Origin of the sequence: Butyrivibrio sp. XB500-5, from assembly GCF_003625505.1 — a bacterium.
In the GTDB taxonomy this organism is placed as follows: Bacteria; Bacillota; Clostridia; order Lachnospirales; family Lachnospiraceae; genus Butyrivibrio.
The window spans coordinates 144889-160300 of record NZ_RAIS01000001.1 but is presented as its reverse complement, the minus strand read 5'-3'; the positions used below and the strand labels follow the sequence as shown (position 1 = coordinate 160300).

At 43.2% G+C, this 15412-nt stretch carries 15 protein-coding genes; all 15 read left to right on the top strand.

Annotated elements, in window-relative coordinates; translation table 11 throughout:
* Nucleotides 1-66 precede the first annotated feature (66 nt).
* The gene (gene rnc / locus D6856_RS00755; protein WP_120685333.1) at nucleotides 67-762 is read left to right on the top strand and encodes a ribonuclease III; all 696 of its coding nucleotides are present in this window, start codon (nucleotides 67-69) and stop codon (nucleotides 760-762) included.
* On the top strand, nucleotides 762-4319 hold the full coding sequence (gene smc / locus D6856_RS00750; protein WP_120685332.1) for a chromosome segregation protein SMC: 3558 nt from the start codon (nucleotides 762-764) through the stop codon (nucleotides 4317-4319). Before rnc ends, smc begins: the two co-directional genes overlap by 1 nt.
* Nucleotides 4319-5233: a signal recognition particle-docking protein FtsY gene (ftsY, locus tag D6856_RS00745; protein WP_120685331.1), complete on the top strand. Its 915-nt coding sequence runs from the start codon at nucleotides 4319-4321 to the stop codon at nucleotides 5231-5233. Before smc ends, ftsY begins: the two co-directional genes overlap by 1 nt.
* Nucleotides 5234-5280: 47 nt before the next feature.
* Complete coding sequence (gene ilvA, locus D6856_RS00740; protein WP_199704095.1) at nucleotides 5281-6507, top strand: threonine ammonia-lyase; 1227 nt, start codon at nucleotides 5281-5283, stop codon at nucleotides 6505-6507.
* A 7-nt stretch (nucleotides 6508-6514) separates the two neighbouring features.
* Complete coding sequence (locus D6856_RS00735) at nucleotides 6515-7390, top strand: YitT family protein (RefSeq protein WP_092243373.1); 876 nt, start codon at nucleotides 6515-6517, stop codon at nucleotides 7388-7390.
* Between the two features lie 2 nt (nucleotides 7391-7392).
* On the top strand, nucleotides 7393-8478 hold the full coding sequence (locus D6856_RS00730; protein WP_120685330.1) for a glycoside hydrolase family 25 protein: 1086 nt from the start codon (nucleotides 7393-7395) through the stop codon (nucleotides 8476-8478).
* A 2-nt stretch (nucleotides 8479-8480) separates the two neighbouring features.
* Entirely contained in the window at nucleotides 8481-9329 is an 849-nt protein-coding gene (locus D6856_RS00725) for an AraC family transcriptional regulator (RefSeq protein ID WP_092243368.1), read from the top strand.
* Nucleotides 9330-9416: 87 nt separating this feature from the next.
* On the top strand, nucleotides 9417-9764 hold the full coding sequence (gene ylxM / locus D6856_RS00720) for a YlxM family DNA-binding protein (RefSeq protein WP_120685329.1): 348 nt from the start codon (nucleotides 9417-9419) through the stop codon (nucleotides 9762-9764).
* A gap of 3 nt (nucleotides 9765-9767) precedes the next feature.
* Nucleotides 9768-11144: a signal recognition particle protein gene (gene ffh / locus D6856_RS00715; protein ID WP_092243362.1), complete on the top strand. Its 1377-nt coding sequence runs from the start codon at nucleotides 9768-9770 to the stop codon at nucleotides 11142-11144.
* 97 nt (nucleotides 11145-11241) lie between these two features.
* Nucleotides 11242-11487, top strand: coding sequence for a 30S ribosomal protein S16 (rpsP, locus tag D6856_RS00710; RefSeq protein WP_092243359.1), 246 nt, complete (start codon nucleotides 11242-11244; stop codon nucleotides 11485-11487).
* Between the two features lie 197 nt (nucleotides 11488-11684).
* Complete coding sequence (locus D6856_RS00705; RefSeq protein WP_092243356.1) at nucleotides 11685-11912, top strand: KH domain-containing protein; 228 nt, start codon at nucleotides 11685-11687, stop codon at nucleotides 11910-11912.
* A gap of 81 nt (nucleotides 11913-11993) precedes the next feature.
* A complete protein-coding gene (gene trmD / locus D6856_RS00700) occupies nucleotides 11994-12776 on the top strand; it encodes a tRNA (guanosine(37)-N1)-methyltransferase TrmD (RefSeq protein WP_092243353.1) in 783 nt (260 codons plus the stop codon).
* 11 nt (nucleotides 12777-12787) lie between these two features.
* Nucleotides 12788-13297: a ribosome maturation factor RimM gene (gene rimM / locus D6856_RS00695; protein WP_120685328.1), complete on the top strand. Its 510-nt coding sequence runs from the start codon at nucleotides 12788-12790 to the stop codon at nucleotides 13295-13297.
* Nucleotides 13298-13366: 69 nt separating this feature from the next.
* Nucleotides 13367-14143, top strand: coding sequence for a uridine phosphorylase (gene udp / locus D6856_RS00690; protein ID WP_092243842.1), 777 nt, complete (start codon nucleotides 13367-13369; stop codon nucleotides 14141-14143).
* Nucleotides 14144-14190: 47 nt separating this feature from the next.
* Nucleotides 14191-15411 (top strand): BMP family lipoprotein, encoded by a 1221-nt coding sequence (locus tag D6856_RS00685; protein WP_120685327.1) that lies wholly within the window; start codon nucleotides 14191-14193, stop codon nucleotides 15409-15411.
* Nucleotide 15412 lies beyond the last annotated feature (1 nt).

Genomic DNA, 15412 nt, shown 5'->3' with positions numbered 1-15412 from the left:
ACAATATACCGGAGTTTAGTGAGGCAGATGTAACTGCCTCACTTTTGTTAAGTGGGTAATATATTTATGTTGAATGATAATGATATTAGTAAGTTTGAGGAAAAGATAGGATATGTTTTTAAGGATAAGGATCTTCTGATACAGGCATTTACTCACAGCTCTTTTGTCAATGAGCAGCGTATCAACAAAAAGCCTGATTATGAGAGACTCGAGTTCTTGGGAGATGCCGTTCTTGAGATGGTTTCCAGTGAATTTCTTTATAAGACATATCCCGATAAAAAAGAGGGTGAGATGTCCAAGATACGTGCTTCGCTTGTATGCGAGCCGGCTCTTTCATCAGATGCGGAACAGCTTGAGCTCAAAAGCTATATTCAGCTTGGAAAAGGCGAGGAACACACGGGCGGACGTAATAAGGATTCTATAATAGCCGATGTTATGGAGGCTGTTATCGGAGCTCTTTTCCTTGACGGAGGACTCCCTGTAGCCAAGCGCTATATAGATGATTATATTCTTACAAACACCGAGAGTTTGGAGAAATACAGGGACAGCAAGTCTCAACTTCAGGAACTTGCCCAGAGCATGAAGCATAAAGAAATAAGGTATGAAATTTGTGGCGAAGATGGTCCCGAACATGATAAAATATTCAAGGTGCGCGTCTATGTCGCAGATAAGATTATGGGAGAGGGGACAGGAAAAACCAAGAAGGCTGCCGAGCAAAGCGCGGCTTACCAGGCTATTCTTGTTTTACGCGATTCAAAATAATGTATTTAAAAAGTATTGAGATTCATGGCTTTAAATCTTTTGCCAATAAAATAAAATTCGATTTTCATAACGGCATTACCGGTATCGTCGGACCTAACGGTTCAGGTAAGAGTAATGTTGCCGATGCAGTCAGATGGGTTCTCGGTGAGCAGCGTATCAAGCAGCTCCGTGGAGGATCCATGCAGGATGTCATCTTTTCGGGAACAGAGCTAAGGAAGCCCCTTGGCTATGCTTATGTTGCCATCACATTGGATAATTCCGATCATTCTCTTGCAATTGAATATGATGAAGTAACCGTTTCGAGACGTTTGTATCGCTCCGGTGAGAGTGAATACATGATCAACGGTGCTGCGTGCAGGCTCAAGGATGTGAATGAGCTCTTTATGGATACCGGTATCGGTAAAGAGGGCTATTCCATTATCGGACAGGGTCAGATCGATCAGATTCTTTCAAGTAAGCCTGAGGACAGACGTAACCTTTTTGATGAGGCTGCAGGTATCGTTAAGTTCAAGTCCCGTAAGGAAACTGCGATCAAGAAGCTTGAGGAAGAGAAGATCAATCTTACAAGACTTTCCGATATCTTATCCGAGCTTGAGAAGCAGATTGCGCCTTTGGAGAAGCAGTCTGAGGTTGCCAAGGAATATTTGAAGCACAGAGAGAGACTTAAGACTCTCGATGTTAACATGTTCCTTTTAGAGAATAAGAATCAGAAGGATCAGCTTGAAGAAGCGGGCAAGAACCTCGAGATAGCGACAGAATCTTTGACAGAGGCCAAGGACAGCTATCAGAAGGCTAAGGATGAGTATGAGAATCTCCAGAAAGAGCTTGAGAGATTGGACGCCGAGATCGATGAGGCCAGAGCCAAGATCACGGATTCATCCGTTAAGAAAGAGAAACTTGAAGGACAGATAGGTATTCTCAATGAGAAGATCAATTCTGCCTCTGTTAACGATGCTCATTTCAAGACAAGAATGAAGGATGAGCAGGCCAAGATAGACGAAAAGAACAAGGAAAAAGATAAGTATCTCGAAGAAAAAGAAGAGATAGATAAGGAAGTTAAGGCTCTTTTGGAAGACAGAGACAATGCCAAGAAAGAGCTTGATAACATCTTATCCAAGATTACAGAGATCAACGATAATATCGAGGAATGTAAGAGCACAATTATCGAGACTCTTAATACAAGAGCCAATATCAAGTCCAAGCTCAGTTCACTCGAGACCATGAAGGAACAGGTCAATATCAGGAAAGCTGAGCTTACCGGTAAGCTTGTAAGAGCACAGTCCGATGAGTCCAAGCAGGAAGAGATCATCAAAAAGCTTCGCGAAGAGTTCGATAAGATCACAGCGGAGATTTCCGAGATGAACAAGAAACAGAAGGCTTGCGAGCAGGAAATTGTCAGCCTTCGTGAGAATATGTCCCTTAAGGATACCGAGCTCCGTAAGACACAGGGACTTTATCAGCAGGAGAAATCCAGACTTGAAGCTCTCGCCAATCTTACAGAGAGATATGAAGGATACGGCGGCAGTGTCAAGAAAGTAATGGAGAGAAAAGACGACACCAAGGGAATCATCGGTGTTGTTGCCGATATTATCAAGACCCAGCCCAAGTATGAGACCGCAATCGAAGTAGCACTTGGCGGTAATATTCAGAACATCGTTACTGACGATGAAGAGACAGCCAAGAAGATGATCAAGTATCTTAAGGATTCCAAGGCGGGTAGAGCTACATTCCTTCCTCTTACATCGCTTGATAATCCTCCGGAGCTTAAGGCAAAAGAAGCCCTTAATGAGCCCGGCGTTCTCGGTATGGCCGATGAGCTTGTAGACACAGATCCCAAGTACAAGAAAGTTGCCAAGGCTATGCTTGGAAGGATCGTTGCGGTTGATAACGTGGATAACGCCGTTAAGATCGCAAGAAAATATAATTACACTGTTCGTATGGTTACTTTAGAGGGTGAGCTTCTTGTTCCCGGCGGTGCCATAAGCGGTGGTGCATTTAAGAACAATTCCAACCTCCTCGGAAGACGTCGTGAGATGGATGAGATGGAGGCCAACGTTAAGAAGTATAAAGAGCAGATGGACGAGCTCCAAAAAGAGATCGAAGATTCCAAGAAAAAGCGTAACGAACTTCGTGAAGAAGCCGAGGAACTCAGAACAGAGCTTCAGAGTAAGTTTATTGCTCAGAATACCGCTCGTCTTAACGTAGAAAACGAAGAGAGCCGTCAGGAAGAGCAGAAAGGCAATTATTCAGACCTTAAGGCTGAGAATGACGAGATTGAGAGCAAGATCCTTGAGATCGCTTCAGAGAAGGAAGAGTCTGAGGCAGCTCTTGTAGAATCCGAGAATATTGAGAAGACCTGCACAGAGAAGGTTGAGAAGTTCAGAGCAGAACTTGAAGGCCTTCATGAGATAGAAGAACAGGAGAATGATAAAGTCTCCAAGAAAGAGATCGAGTACGAGAAAGCTCATCAGAAGCAGGAATTCTTCAGACAGAATATCGAGCGTGTGGATGAAGATATAGAAACGGAAGAGAAGGCTCTTGCCGAGATTATGGAATCCATGCGCGAGAATGAGGAGAACCTCAATCAGAGCAAGAAGGACATCGAAGAGATAAGGCTTACGATCGAGGCTTCGCTTGATGTGCAGTCCGATGCGACCAAGGACCTTGAAGCCAAGAAAGAGCAGAAGAATAATCTTGCCATTTCTCAGAAAGAGTTCTTTGGTAAGACAGAAGAGCTCAATAAGACAATGTCCGATCTTGAAAAAGAAGTTATAAGGCTTACATCACGCAAGGAAAAATGTGAGGAAGCCATTGAAACACAGATCAATTACATGTGGAATGAGTATGAGATCACACTTTCCGATGCAGCCGAGCTTCGCGACGAAGAGATGAACGATGTTCCGGCTATGAAGAAAGAAACTTCACAGCTCAAGGATGCTATCAGAAAGCTTGGTGATGTCAACGTCAACGCTATTGAAGATTACAAGAATCTCATTGAGAGATATACCTTCATGAAGACTCAGCATGACGATCTTATAGAAGCCGAGCAACAGCTCAAAGAGATCATTAAAGACCTTGACGAGTCCATGAGAAAGCAGTTTATGGAACAGTTCAAGCTCATAAACATCGAGTTCGACAAGGTATTTAAAGAGATGTTTGGTGGTGGTAAGGGAACTCTTGAGCTTGCCGAGGATGAGGATATTCTCGAAGCGGGTATCAGGATCAACGCTCAGCCGCCCGGAAAGAAGCTTGTCAACATGATGCAGATGTCCGGTGGTGAAAAGGCACTTACCGCGATAGCTCTTTTGTTTGCCATCCAGAACTTAAAGCCTTCACCGTTCTGTCTTCTTGATGAGATAGAGGCTGCGCTTGATGAAAATAACGTAGTTCGTTTTGCCAAGTACCTTCATAAGCTTTCAAGTACTCAGTTCATTGTAATTACACATCGTCGTGGTACAATGGAAAGTGCCGATAGATTATACGGTATTACAATGCAGGAGAAGGGTGTATCCACTCTTGTAAGTGTTAATCTTATTGATAAGGAGCTTACGAACTGATGGCCAACAGCTTTTTTGCCAAATTACAACAGGGCTTGTCCAAGACAAGAGAAAATATCGCCAAGGGAATCGACAATGTTTTTTCCGGCTTTTCGGGAATCGATGACGATTTATATGAGGAGCTCGAAGAGACTCTTATCATGGGGGATATCGGTATCAATGCAACAAGCCGTATTATAGACAATTTAAGAAAACAGGTAAAAGAGAGACATATTTCCGATCCTGCCGAGTGCAAGGAGCTTCTTATTCAGAATATCAGAGAGCAGATGAGCATTGATGAGCATGCTTATGATTTTGAGGATAAGAAAACGGTTATCTTTGTAATCGGAGTTAACGGTGTTGGAAAGACAACTTCCGTAGGTAAGCTTGCATCTATTTTCAAAAATAAAGGAAAAAAAGTTCTTATTGCAGCTGCAGATACTTACAGAGCCGCTGCTACTGAACAGTTAAAAGAGTGGGCTGACAGAGCGGGATGTCCAATTATTACCGGAAGAGAAGGCGGAGATCCCGCGAGTGTTATTTATGATGCGGCCTTTGCTTTTAAATCAAGAGACTGCGATATTTTGATAGTTGATACAGCCGGAAGACTTCACAATAAGAAGAATCTTATGGAAGAGCTTGCCAAGATGAACAGGATCATCGATAAGGAGCTCGGGGATATCTGCAGAGAGAACTTTATCGTTCTTGACGGAACGACGGGACAGAATGCTATCATGCAGGCGAGAGAATTCGGTGAGGCTGCCGATCTTACGGGTATCATTCTTACCAAGCTTGACGGAACTGCCAAGGGCGGAATTGCCGTAGCTATAGTTTCGGAGCTTAATATTCCGGTTAAATATATCGGAGTCGGAGAAGCTATCGACGATCTTGAGAGATTTAACTCTGATGAGTTTGTCGATGCACTTTTTAGCTAATACACTGCTTTTGCGGTATAAATACAAGTTGGGAGATAGGAAAAGAAATGGCTGACGAGAATAAGATGACACTGGAGAAATTTGAAGAAGCATATGAGGACGTCAAAAAGGTAACTCTTGAGACTAAGCTCATATACAGTGATTACTGGAGCAACAACACAGGCAATAAAGTATATTTAAAGCCCGAGAACCTTCAGAGAACAGGTGCTTACAAGGTTAGAGGCGCTTATTACAAGATTACGACTCTTACAGATGAAGAGAGAAGCAAAGGGCTTATAACCGCTTCAGCCGGCAACCATGCGCAGGGTGTTGCTTATGCGGCTAAGCAGTACGGAGTTAAGGCTACGATCGTAATGCCTACTTCAACTCCACTTATCAAGGTTAACAGAACCAAGGCACTCGGAGCCGAGGTTGTTCTTCACGGTAATGTTTATGACGAAGCTTACGAGCATGCATGCGAGCTTGCCAAGGAGCACGGATATACGATGGTTCATCCTTTTGATGATCTTGATGTCGCAACAGGTCAGGGTACGATCGCAATGGAGATCATCAAAGAGCTTCCCACAGTTGATTATATTCTTGTTCCCATCGGAGGAGGCGGACTTGCAACCGGTGTATCAACACTTGCAAAGCTCCTTAATCCCAAGATCAAGGTAATAGGTGTTGAGCCTGCGGGCGCAAATTGTATGCAGGAATCAATAAAGGCAGGACACGTTGTAACACTTCCCGGAGTTAACACAATTGCTGACGGTACCGCCGTTAAGACTCCCGGAGAAAAGATCTTCCCTTATATCTCCAAGAACATTGATGACATCATCACTGTTCCCGATGAAGATCTTGTTGTATCCTTCCTTGATATGGTCGAGAACCACAAGATGGTTGTTGAGAATTCAGGTCTTTTGTCAGTAGCTGCACTTAAGCAGCTTGACTGCAAGGATAAAAAGATAGCATGCGTACTTTCGGGTGGAAACATGGATATCATCACAATGTCATCCGTAGTACAGCAGGGACTTATCATGAGAGACAGAATCTTTACCGTTTCTGTACTTCTTCCCGATAAGCCGGGCGAACTTTCGAGAGTATCAGGCATAATAGCTGATGTGAGCGGTAATGTTATCAAGCTTGAGCACAATCAGTTCGTATCAATAAACAGAAATGCAGCCGTTGAGCTTAGGATCACACTTGAGGCGTTCGGAAGTGAGCATAAGGAGCAGATCCTTAATGCGCTTGAAGAAAACGGCTACAAGCCAAGAATAGTAAGGACAAATATTTAAATAAAATATGAGCAAACCGGTAACTATTAAAAGAAGGTGCTTTGAGTACCTGATAATAACCTTTGCGGCAATACTTTACGGAATTGGAACGGCTCTTTTGATCGATCCCAACAATATCGCCCCGGGAGGACTTACCGGACTTGCCATTGTACTTAACAGAATCTGGGGCATCGGAACAGGTATGTGGTTCCTTATCATGAACATACCGATACTGATCATCGCCATATATAAATTCGGTATCAGATTTACGATATCGACCATATATGCTACGGGACTCATATCGTTTGCAACTGATTTTTGCTCCAAGTATTTTATTCAATACGCAATTTATGATAGGCTTCTGGCGATCACGTTCGGAAGTGCGACAACCGCAATTGCGATAGGCCTTTTGTTTAAGTGCCATACCACGAGCGGCGGAACTGATGTTATCATCAAGCTTCTCCGCATCAGGTATCCGCATATCAAGACCGGTATTTTGTATATGTTGACCGATATATTCGTGCTGATCGCTGCTACGTTTGTATTGCACGACATTACCGTTGCGCTTTATTCGTTCCTATGCGTTATCATCACTTCACTTATTCTTGATCTTGTTCTATACGGAAGAGATGAAGCGAAGCTTATCTACATCATATCCGACAGACCGGATATCATTACCGCAAGGCTTTTGGAAGAGCTTGATATCGGCGCCACCCATGTTTTCGGACAGGGCGCTTACAGCGGTGAAGAGAAAAAAGTAATTCTCTGCGCCGTTAAAAAGAGATTATCTCCACTTGCGGAGGATATCGTAAGAGATGAGGATCCGAATGCGTTTATGATAATCACAAGCGCAAGTGAAATCTTCGGTGAAGGCTATAAGAGCTATTTTGATGAGAGAATGTGACTATGAAAACTAACCTTCAGGATATAAGAGAAAAAAGAGGCGTCAGAAATTCTCATAATATTGTTTCCATAATATTTTTGAGTCTTGTTTCTATTATGGCGCTGTCTTTTAGTATCTTTCTTCTCGTTAAAAATGCATCACTTCAAAGACAAGAGGCTGCTTTCAGAAGCGAGCTTGATGCGATAACAAGTGAAGGCTATTATACCGCTACAGAGGCGCAGCGTCTTATTGATGAGGCTTCAAATGAAGCGGAGCAGCGCACCAAGGCTTCCATAAGGGAGACTTTTCGTAGGAAGCTTGAATCGGGAGAAGGAGCCATTTCGGCTGTGAGAACTCTTTTTCCGGATCAGATTGTTGTGTCCAGTTCGGGAAGATACTTTTTCCTTCCTATTTCCGATGAGATCGAACATCACGGTTTTGACGAAAATGACTTTGAGTTTACCGACAACGGTTTTCTTAAATATATAGGAAACGATGATATTTATATCAAACAGGGTGTTGATGTTTCAAGATTTCAGGGAAATATTGACTGGGACAAGGTTGCTGCGGACGGCATTGACTATGCCATGATCAGAGCCGGTTACAGAGGAACGACTGAAGGTAAGCTTCTTCAGGACGATAAGTTCATCGATAACATTGAAGGTGCACTCGCAAGCGGACTGGATGTCGGAGTTTATTTTTATTCACAGGCTCTGAATAAAAAAGAAGCCATTGAAGAGGCACAGCTTTTGCTTGATATGATAGAGCCTTATGATATCAAGTATCCCGTTGTTATAGATATTGAATCGGCTGAATCCGACGAAGCACGTACCGCAACGCTTTCTTCCGATGTATATGAAGAAAATGCCAAGGTTTTCTGTGATACCGTAAGCGCTGCAGGTTATAAACCCATGATCTACGGTAATGTTAAGTCGTTTGCTCTTTTGATGGATGCCGTGGATGTGGATGATTACGATATTTGGATCGCTTATTACGGCGCTCCTTTGTATTACCCTTATCATTTCAACATGTGGCAGTATACATCTGCCGGAAAAGTGAACGGAATAGACGGTAACGTTGACCTCAATGTCTGCATAACAGAGTACTGAGCATGAATATTAAGGATAATCTCAAGGAATATGAGCAGAAGGGATATCTGAATAAGGATTTTCGTTTCTTTCATATTTCAGACAAGGAAGAACTGGATATACCGTATCATTATCACGATTTCCATAAGCTGATACTGATACTTGACGGTAACGTTAAATATATGATCGAAGGACGGGAGTATGAGCTTTTGCCCTTCGATTTTGTGCTGGTTAACAGGTTCTATATTCACAGACCGGTTGTATCAAGTGACGGTGGAACATATGACAGGATTATCCTGTATCTGAGCCATAGTTTTCTTGAAAGCAACGGCCTTTTGGATGCATTTAATATTTCTGCCGAAAAAGACAGTCATGTTGCGCGATTTTCAGCCAATATCAGCGCGGAGCTTCTTGATATGCTCAAGCTGATAGAAGATGATATGGCAAAAGAGTCTTCTGAATATGCGGGTGAGCTTACGACAAGGCTTGATGTTCTTAAGATGCTTATAGCTTTTAATAAAGCATGTATTTCGGAAGAAAGAGCCTTTGGTGCTGAGGCACGCTACAACAGAAGAGTAATAGAGCTTATAGAATATATCACGGATAATTTGGGCAGTGATCTTTCGATAGATCTTTTGGCAGATAAATTCTATATGAGCAGATATCATATGATGCGTACGTTTAAGAAAGAAACCGGATATTCGATTCACAGATATATTTCGGAAAAGAGAATACTTAAGGCAAGAGATCTGATCATATCCGGAATGCCGACGACAGCAGCCTGTATCGAGAGCGGATTTAAAGACTATTCGTCTTTTAGCAGAGCGTTTAAAAATCAGCTTGGAATTCTTCCTTCCGACGTTAAAATCTAAGCTTCGAGGTGTCAAGAAAAAATACTTGACACCTCTTATTTATTTGTTTATTATATTCAATGTGTCTTAATGACCAAAGGATGGTATATGGAAAAAATCGTAGAGCAGGGCTTGTTGTATGATTTTTACGGCGAGCTTCTTACAGAGCATCAAAAGAGCATATATGAAGCTGCCGTTTATGAGGATATGTCCCTTACAGAGATTGCCGATGAACACGGTATCAGCAAGCAGGGAGTTCATGACCTCATCAAGAGATGTACCAAGACATTGCAGAGTTACGAAGACAAGCTTCACATGATAAGACGATTTGAAGCAATCAAATGCAGTGCGGAAGAGCTTTTGCAGCTTTCCGATTCCGCGGATTCTTTATCCACGGATGAACTTAAGAAGAGCACCAAAGAGATATCAAGTCGCATTATAGAGGAGTTAACATAATTAATGGCTTTTGAGAGTCTTACAGATAAATTACAAAATGTATTTAAGAATCTTAGAGGAAAAGGACGTCTTTCCGAAGAAGACGTAAAGGCAGCTCTTAAAGAGGTTAAGATGGCCCTTTTGGAAGCTGACGTAAGCTTCAAGGTTGTAAAGCAGTTCATCGGTTCCGTTCAGGAGCGTGCTGTCGGAGAGGATGTTCTTAACGGACTTAATCCCGGACAGATGGTCATCAAGATAGTTAATGAAGAGATGACTGCCCTTATGGGTTCCGAGACTACCGAAATCTCGCTGCTTCCTATAAACGAGATCACAGTCATCATGATGTGCGGTCTTCAGGGTGCAGGTAAGACAACCACCGCAGCTAAGATTGCCGGCAAGCTTAAGATGAAGGGCAGAAAGCCGCTTCTTGTTGCAGGCGATATTTACAGACCTGCCGCTGTCGATCAGTTACAGATCAACGCAGGCAAGCAGGAAGTTGATTTCTTCTCAATGGGCACGGATGTTAGCCCTGTTGAGATTGCTAAGAATTCGATAGAACAGGCTCGTAAGAACGGCAACAATGTTGTTATCTTGGATACAGCAGGCCGTCTTCAGATAGATGAAGAGATGATGAAGGAGCTTACGGATATCAAGGAAGCCGTAACCGTTCATCAGACGCTCCTTGTTGTGGATGCCATGACAGGTCAGGATGCGGTTAATGTTGCATCGCAGTTCGACGAGAAAGTCGGAATCGACGGTATCATCCTTTCCAAGATGGATGGTGATTCCAGAGGTGGTGCGGCTCTTTCAACCAAAGCAGTTACGGGAAAGCCCATTCTTTTTGTAGGTATGGGTGAGAAGCTCTCAGATCTTGAGCAGTTTTATCCCGACAGAATGGCAAGCCGTATTCTTGGTATGGGCGATGTCTTAAGTCTTATCGACAAGGCAGTTGAAGCCAATGCCGAGCGAGACGCCGAGAAGGACAGAGAGATGGCGTCCAAGATGAAGAAGGGTAAGATCGATTTTGAGATGTATCTCGAGAGCATGAAGCAGATGCGCAACATGGGTGGCCTTTCTTCAATCATGGGTATGCTTCCCGGAATGGGTAAGGTGAGCGATGACATGCTCCCCGATGAAAAGAAACTTGCCAAGATGGAGGCTATCGTTCTTTCGATGACTCCCGAAGAGCGTAAGAATCCCAAGCTTATGTCTCCTCAGAGAAAGCACAGGATCGCTAAGGGTTCAGGTAATGATATTGCCGATGTAAACCGCTTTATCAAGCAGTTTGAGCAGATGCAGAAGATGATGAAGCAGATGCCGGGACTTATGGGCGGCAAGCGCGGAGGCTTTGGCAGAATGGGCGGCCTTGGCGGAATGTTCGGCGGAAACAAGTTCTTTTAACTAATAATTATGATATGTCATGCAGCACACAGCTGTTTCACACATATAAAAAGACAATTTATTATCTATCTTATTTATTAAATGGAGGAAAATTAAAATGGCAGTAAAGATCAGATTAAAGAGAATTGGTAAGAAGAAGGTTCCTTTCTACAGAATCATCGTTTCTGATTCTAAGTTCCCTGTACAGGGTAAGTTCATCGAGGAGATCGGAACATACGATCCCAACACAGATCCCAGCACAGTTAAGGTTGATGAGGAGCTTGCAAAGAAGTGGATCGCTAACGGTGCACAGCCTACAGAGTCTGTTGCTAAGTTGTTCAGACAGGCCGGCATTAGCAAGTAATTGAATGATATAGGTGTCACAAAGTCGAAAATGCGTTCATGTTTACATGATAAGCATTTTGAATTTGTGACCCGAACAAACATGAGGAAGAAGCATGATAATGCGAATTCCGAATGTTTGCAGGATTGCGAGAACAAAGTGGAGCAATCCGTATATCATGTCATATACATATAATTACTTACGCCGGAGGTAAAACAATGAAAGAATTAGTTGAAGTAATCGCTAGAGCGCTTGTAGACAATCCGGATGAAGTTGTTGTTTCCGAGAAGAAAGACGGGCGCAATTATATGATCGAGCTTCATGTTGCACCTTCTGACATGGGCAAGGTAATTGGCAAACAGGGACGTATCGCAAAGGCTATACGAGCTGTTGTTAAGGCAGCATCTACCAGAGAGAATATCAAGGTTGATGTGGAGATTGTTTAAGACTTATTTACGAACAATGAGCCGAATAGGGGAAACTCTTATTCGGCTCTTTTTTACCTCTGAATTTATAAAAGGATTATTATGAATTTTCATATTATGACTTTGTTTCCCGAGATGATCGAACAGATTCTTTCAACGAGTATTCTTGGAAGAGCCATTAACAAGGGACATATTTCCTTTGAAGCGGTCAATATCAGGGATTATTCCAATGACAACAAGCATCACAAGGTTGATGATTATACATACGGAGGCGGTGCGGGCATGCTTATGCAGGCACAGCCTATTTATGATTGTTATCTTGCAATAAAAGATAAGATCGAACAAAATAAAAAGAGTGATACCAAGAACCCCAGAGTCATATACGTCACTCCGCAGGGCAAGGTCTTTGACCAGAAGCTTGCAAGCGAATTGTCCAAGGAAGATGACCTTATCTTTTTATGCGGACATTATGAGGGCGTGGATGAGAGAGTTCTTGAAGAGATAGTTACGGATTATATTTCAATTGGAGATTATGTGCTTACGGGCGGTGAGCTCCCTGCTACAGTCATGATCGATGCGATCGCAAGGCTTGTTCCGGGCGTTCTTAATAATGATGAATCCGCGATGACGGAGAGCTTTAGCAATAATCTTCTTGAATATCCCCAGTATTCAAGGCCCGAAGAGTGGATGGGGAAGTCGGTTCCACCGATTCTTTTATCCGGAGATCATAAAAAAGTTGATGAATGGAGACTTGAACAGGCTATAATAAGAACTAAGGAGAGAAGGCCGGATCTCTACGAGAAATACATTGAAGAGAATCCTCCCAAGCCTCCCAAGAAGCCAAGAAGAAAGAAAAAGAATCCGGATTCGGAACAGAGTATTTGACGGAGAATTGTATGACAGATAGATTTCAGGTTGGTGTTGTTGCTTCAACACACGGTCTTCACGGTGAAGTTAATGTATTTCCCACAACGGAAGATCCCAATAGATTTAAAAAACTTAAAAAAGTAACTCTTCACACTCAGAGAGGCGAAGAGCTCTTGCTTGACGTTCAGAGCGCCAAGTTTTTTAAGAAATTTGTGATAGTGAAATTTAAGCAGTTCGATAAAATCGAGGATGTAGAGAAATTCAGAGGTTGTGAGCTTACTATCGACAGGAAAGATGCCATTAAGCTTAATCCCGGTGAATACTACATTGCCGATATGCTGGGACTTGATATTGTCGATGAAGATGACAACAAGCTGGGCGTTCTTACGGATGTTATTCAGACCGGAGCCAACGATGTATACGAGATGGAGACAGGTGACGGCAATAAGATTTATATCCCTGCCATCAAGGATTGCGTGAAAGAAATAGATATAAAAAACAAAAAGATCATTATTCATGTCATGGACGGACTTCTGTGATATAATTATTATTAGTTATATTGTGATTAAACTATTGCTAATATCAATATTTAGCGGTTAGGAATGAATATGGTCGATTATACTGAGGGTGCGGGATATCAATATCATACTCATGTTAAACCCGGAGACGTAGGAAGATACGTTATTTTGACAGGCGATCCCGGAAGATGTGAGACTATTTCCAAGCTTTTTGATAATCCTGAATTTATTGCTTATAATAGAGAATATAATACTTATACGGGAACCTTGGACGGAGAGAAGGTTACCGTTATGTCACACGGTATCGGAGGCGCATCTACCGCGATCGCTGTAGAAGAGCTCAGGAAGTGCGGAGCCGATACTTTCATAAGGATGGGTACCTCGGGAGGTATGCAGGAGGATGTTATCGGAGGCGACATCGTGATCGCATCCGGCGCTATTCGTGCGGAAGGAACATCCAAAGAGTATGCCCCCATTGAATATCCTGCAGTTGCAAGCTTTGATGTTGTTAGTGCTCTTGTAGAAGGCGCCAAGAAGGCCGGAGCAAATTATCATGTCGGTGTTGTACAGTGTAAGGATTCATTCTTTGGTCAGCATGAACCTGAGACCAAGCCTGTAGGACCCGAGCTTTTATACAAGTGGGACGCATGGATCAAATGCGGAGCACTATGTTCTGAGATGGAATCATCCACATTATTTGTAGTAGGAGACTATTTAAGAGCAAGAACGGGAGCTGTTATGCTTGTTGTTGCCAATCAGGAAAGAGCCAAGAAGGGACTTCCCAATCCACAGGCTCATGACATGGAAGTGGTGTACAAGACCACCATTGAGGCGGTAAGACGCCTTATTGCATCGGATAAAGCCTAAACGGTTTTATTATACAGTAGTACATCATAAAATAATGGAGGACAATTATGAAAAAGAAACTTTTTGCAGTAATTATGGCTGCATCAATGGTAGCTTCTCTTGTTGCCTGCGGTTCTAACAATACAAATACCGCTACAACATCAGAACCTGCACAGACTACTGAGACTACTGAAGCTGCTGACGCTACAGAGGCACCTGCCGCTGAAGAGACAGCTGCTGCTACTGACATGAGAGTTGCAATGATCACTGACTACGGTGACATTACAGACCAGTCATTCAACCAGTCAACTTACGAGGCATGTAAGGCTTTCTCAGAGGCTAACGGATGTGACTTCACATATTACAAGCCCGAAGGCGATTCAGACGCTGAGAGAGTAGCTATGATCGACAAGGCTGTAGCTGATAACTATAACGTAATCGTTATGCCCGGCTACGCTTTTGCAGGAGCTATCAAAGAGACAGCTGACATGTATCCCGATGTAAAGTTCGTTGCTCTTGACGTTTCAGAGTATGATCTTGAGGGCGATGATTCAGATTTCAACAATGAGACATATGCTAACGTATTCTCTGCAGTATACCAGGAAGAGCTTCCCGGATACATGGCAGGCTACGCAGCAGTAAAGATGGGCTTCACAAAGCTCGGATTCCTCGGTGGAATGGCAGTTCCCGCTGTTATCCGTTACGGTTACGGATTCGTTCAGGGTGCTGACGCAGCCGCTAAGGAAGTAGGCGCTGACGTAACACTTAACTACGCTTACGGTAACCAGTTCTACGGCGATGCTGATATCACAGCAGCTATGGATACTTGGTATCAGGGCGGCACAGAAGTTGTATTCGCTTGCGGCGGTGGTATCTTCACATCTGCAGGTGAGGCTGCTGCTAAGGTTGGCGGCAAGGTAATCGGTGTTGACGTTGACCAGGCTCCTACAATCGACGGAATGTATGAGAAAGGCATGACAGTTACTTCAGCTATGAAGGGACTTCAGGCTACAGTTAACACACTTCTTTCAGCAATCAGAGACGGACAGTGGGATAAGTTCGCAGGAAAGATCGAGAATCTCGGTCTTGTATCAGGCGATGACACATCACTTAACTATGTAGGACTTCCTGAGGATTCAACAGTATGGAACGATACATTTAGCAAGGATGATTATCTCAAGCTTGTTGCTGATATGGCAAGCGGAACAATCAAAGTTTCCAACGACACATCAGCTGAGAAGCCTTCTGCTGAGAACATTAAGGTTAACTTCCAGGGCAACATTAAGTAAT

Bases quoted from the DNA above. Each gene is read 5' to 3' on its own strand.
- rnc (WP_120685333.1), top strand. From the start codon at position 67: ATGTTGAATGATAATGATATTAGTAAGTTTGAGGAAAAGATAGGATAT.
- smc (WP_120685332.1), top strand. From the start codon at position 762: ATGTATTTAAAAAGTATTGAGATTCATGGCTTTAAATCTTTTGCCAAT.
- ftsY (WP_120685331.1), top strand. From the start codon at position 4,319: ATGGCCAACAGCTTTTTTGCCAAATTACAACAGGGCTTGTCCAAGACA.
- ilvA (WP_199704095.1), top strand. From the start codon at position 5,281: ATGGCTGACGAGAATAAGATGACACTGGAGAAATTTGAAGAAGCATAT.
- D6856_RS00735 (WP_092243373.1), top strand. From the start codon at position 6,515: ATGAGCAAACCGGTAACTATTAAAAGAAGGTGCTTTGAGTACCTGATA.
- D6856_RS00730 (WP_120685330.1), top strand. From the start codon at position 7,393: ATGAAAACTAACCTTCAGGATATAAGAGAAAAAAGAGGCGTCAGAAAT.
- D6856_RS00725 (WP_092243368.1), top strand. From the start codon at position 8,481: ATGAATATTAAGGATAATCTCAAGGAATATGAGCAGAAGGGATATCTG.
- ylxM (WP_120685329.1), top strand. From the start codon at position 9,417: ATGGAAAAAATCGTAGAGCAGGGCTTGTTGTATGATTTTTACGGCGAG.
- ffh (WP_092243362.1), top strand. From the start codon at position 9,768: ATGGCTTTTGAGAGTCTTACAGATAAATTACAAAATGTATTTAAGAAT.
- rpsP (WP_092243359.1), top strand. From the start codon at position 11,242: ATGGCAGTAAAGATCAGATTAAAGAGAATTGGTAAGAAGAAGGTTCCT.
- D6856_RS00705 (WP_092243356.1), top strand. From the start codon at position 11,685: ATGAAAGAATTAGTTGAAGTAATCGCTAGAGCGCTTGTAGACAATCCG.
- trmD (WP_092243353.1), top strand. From the start codon at position 11,994: ATGAATTTTCATATTATGACTTTGTTTCCCGAGATGATCGAACAGATT.
- rimM (WP_120685328.1), top strand. From the start codon at position 12,788: ATGACAGATAGATTTCAGGTTGGTGTTGTTGCTTCAACACACGGTCTT.
- udp (WP_092243842.1), top strand. From the start codon at position 13,367: ATGGTCGATTATACTGAGGGTGCGGGATATCAATATCATACTCATGTT.
- D6856_RS00685 (WP_120685327.1), top strand. From the start codon at position 14,191: ATGAAAAAGAAACTTTTTGCAGTAATTATGGCTGCATCAATGGTAGCT.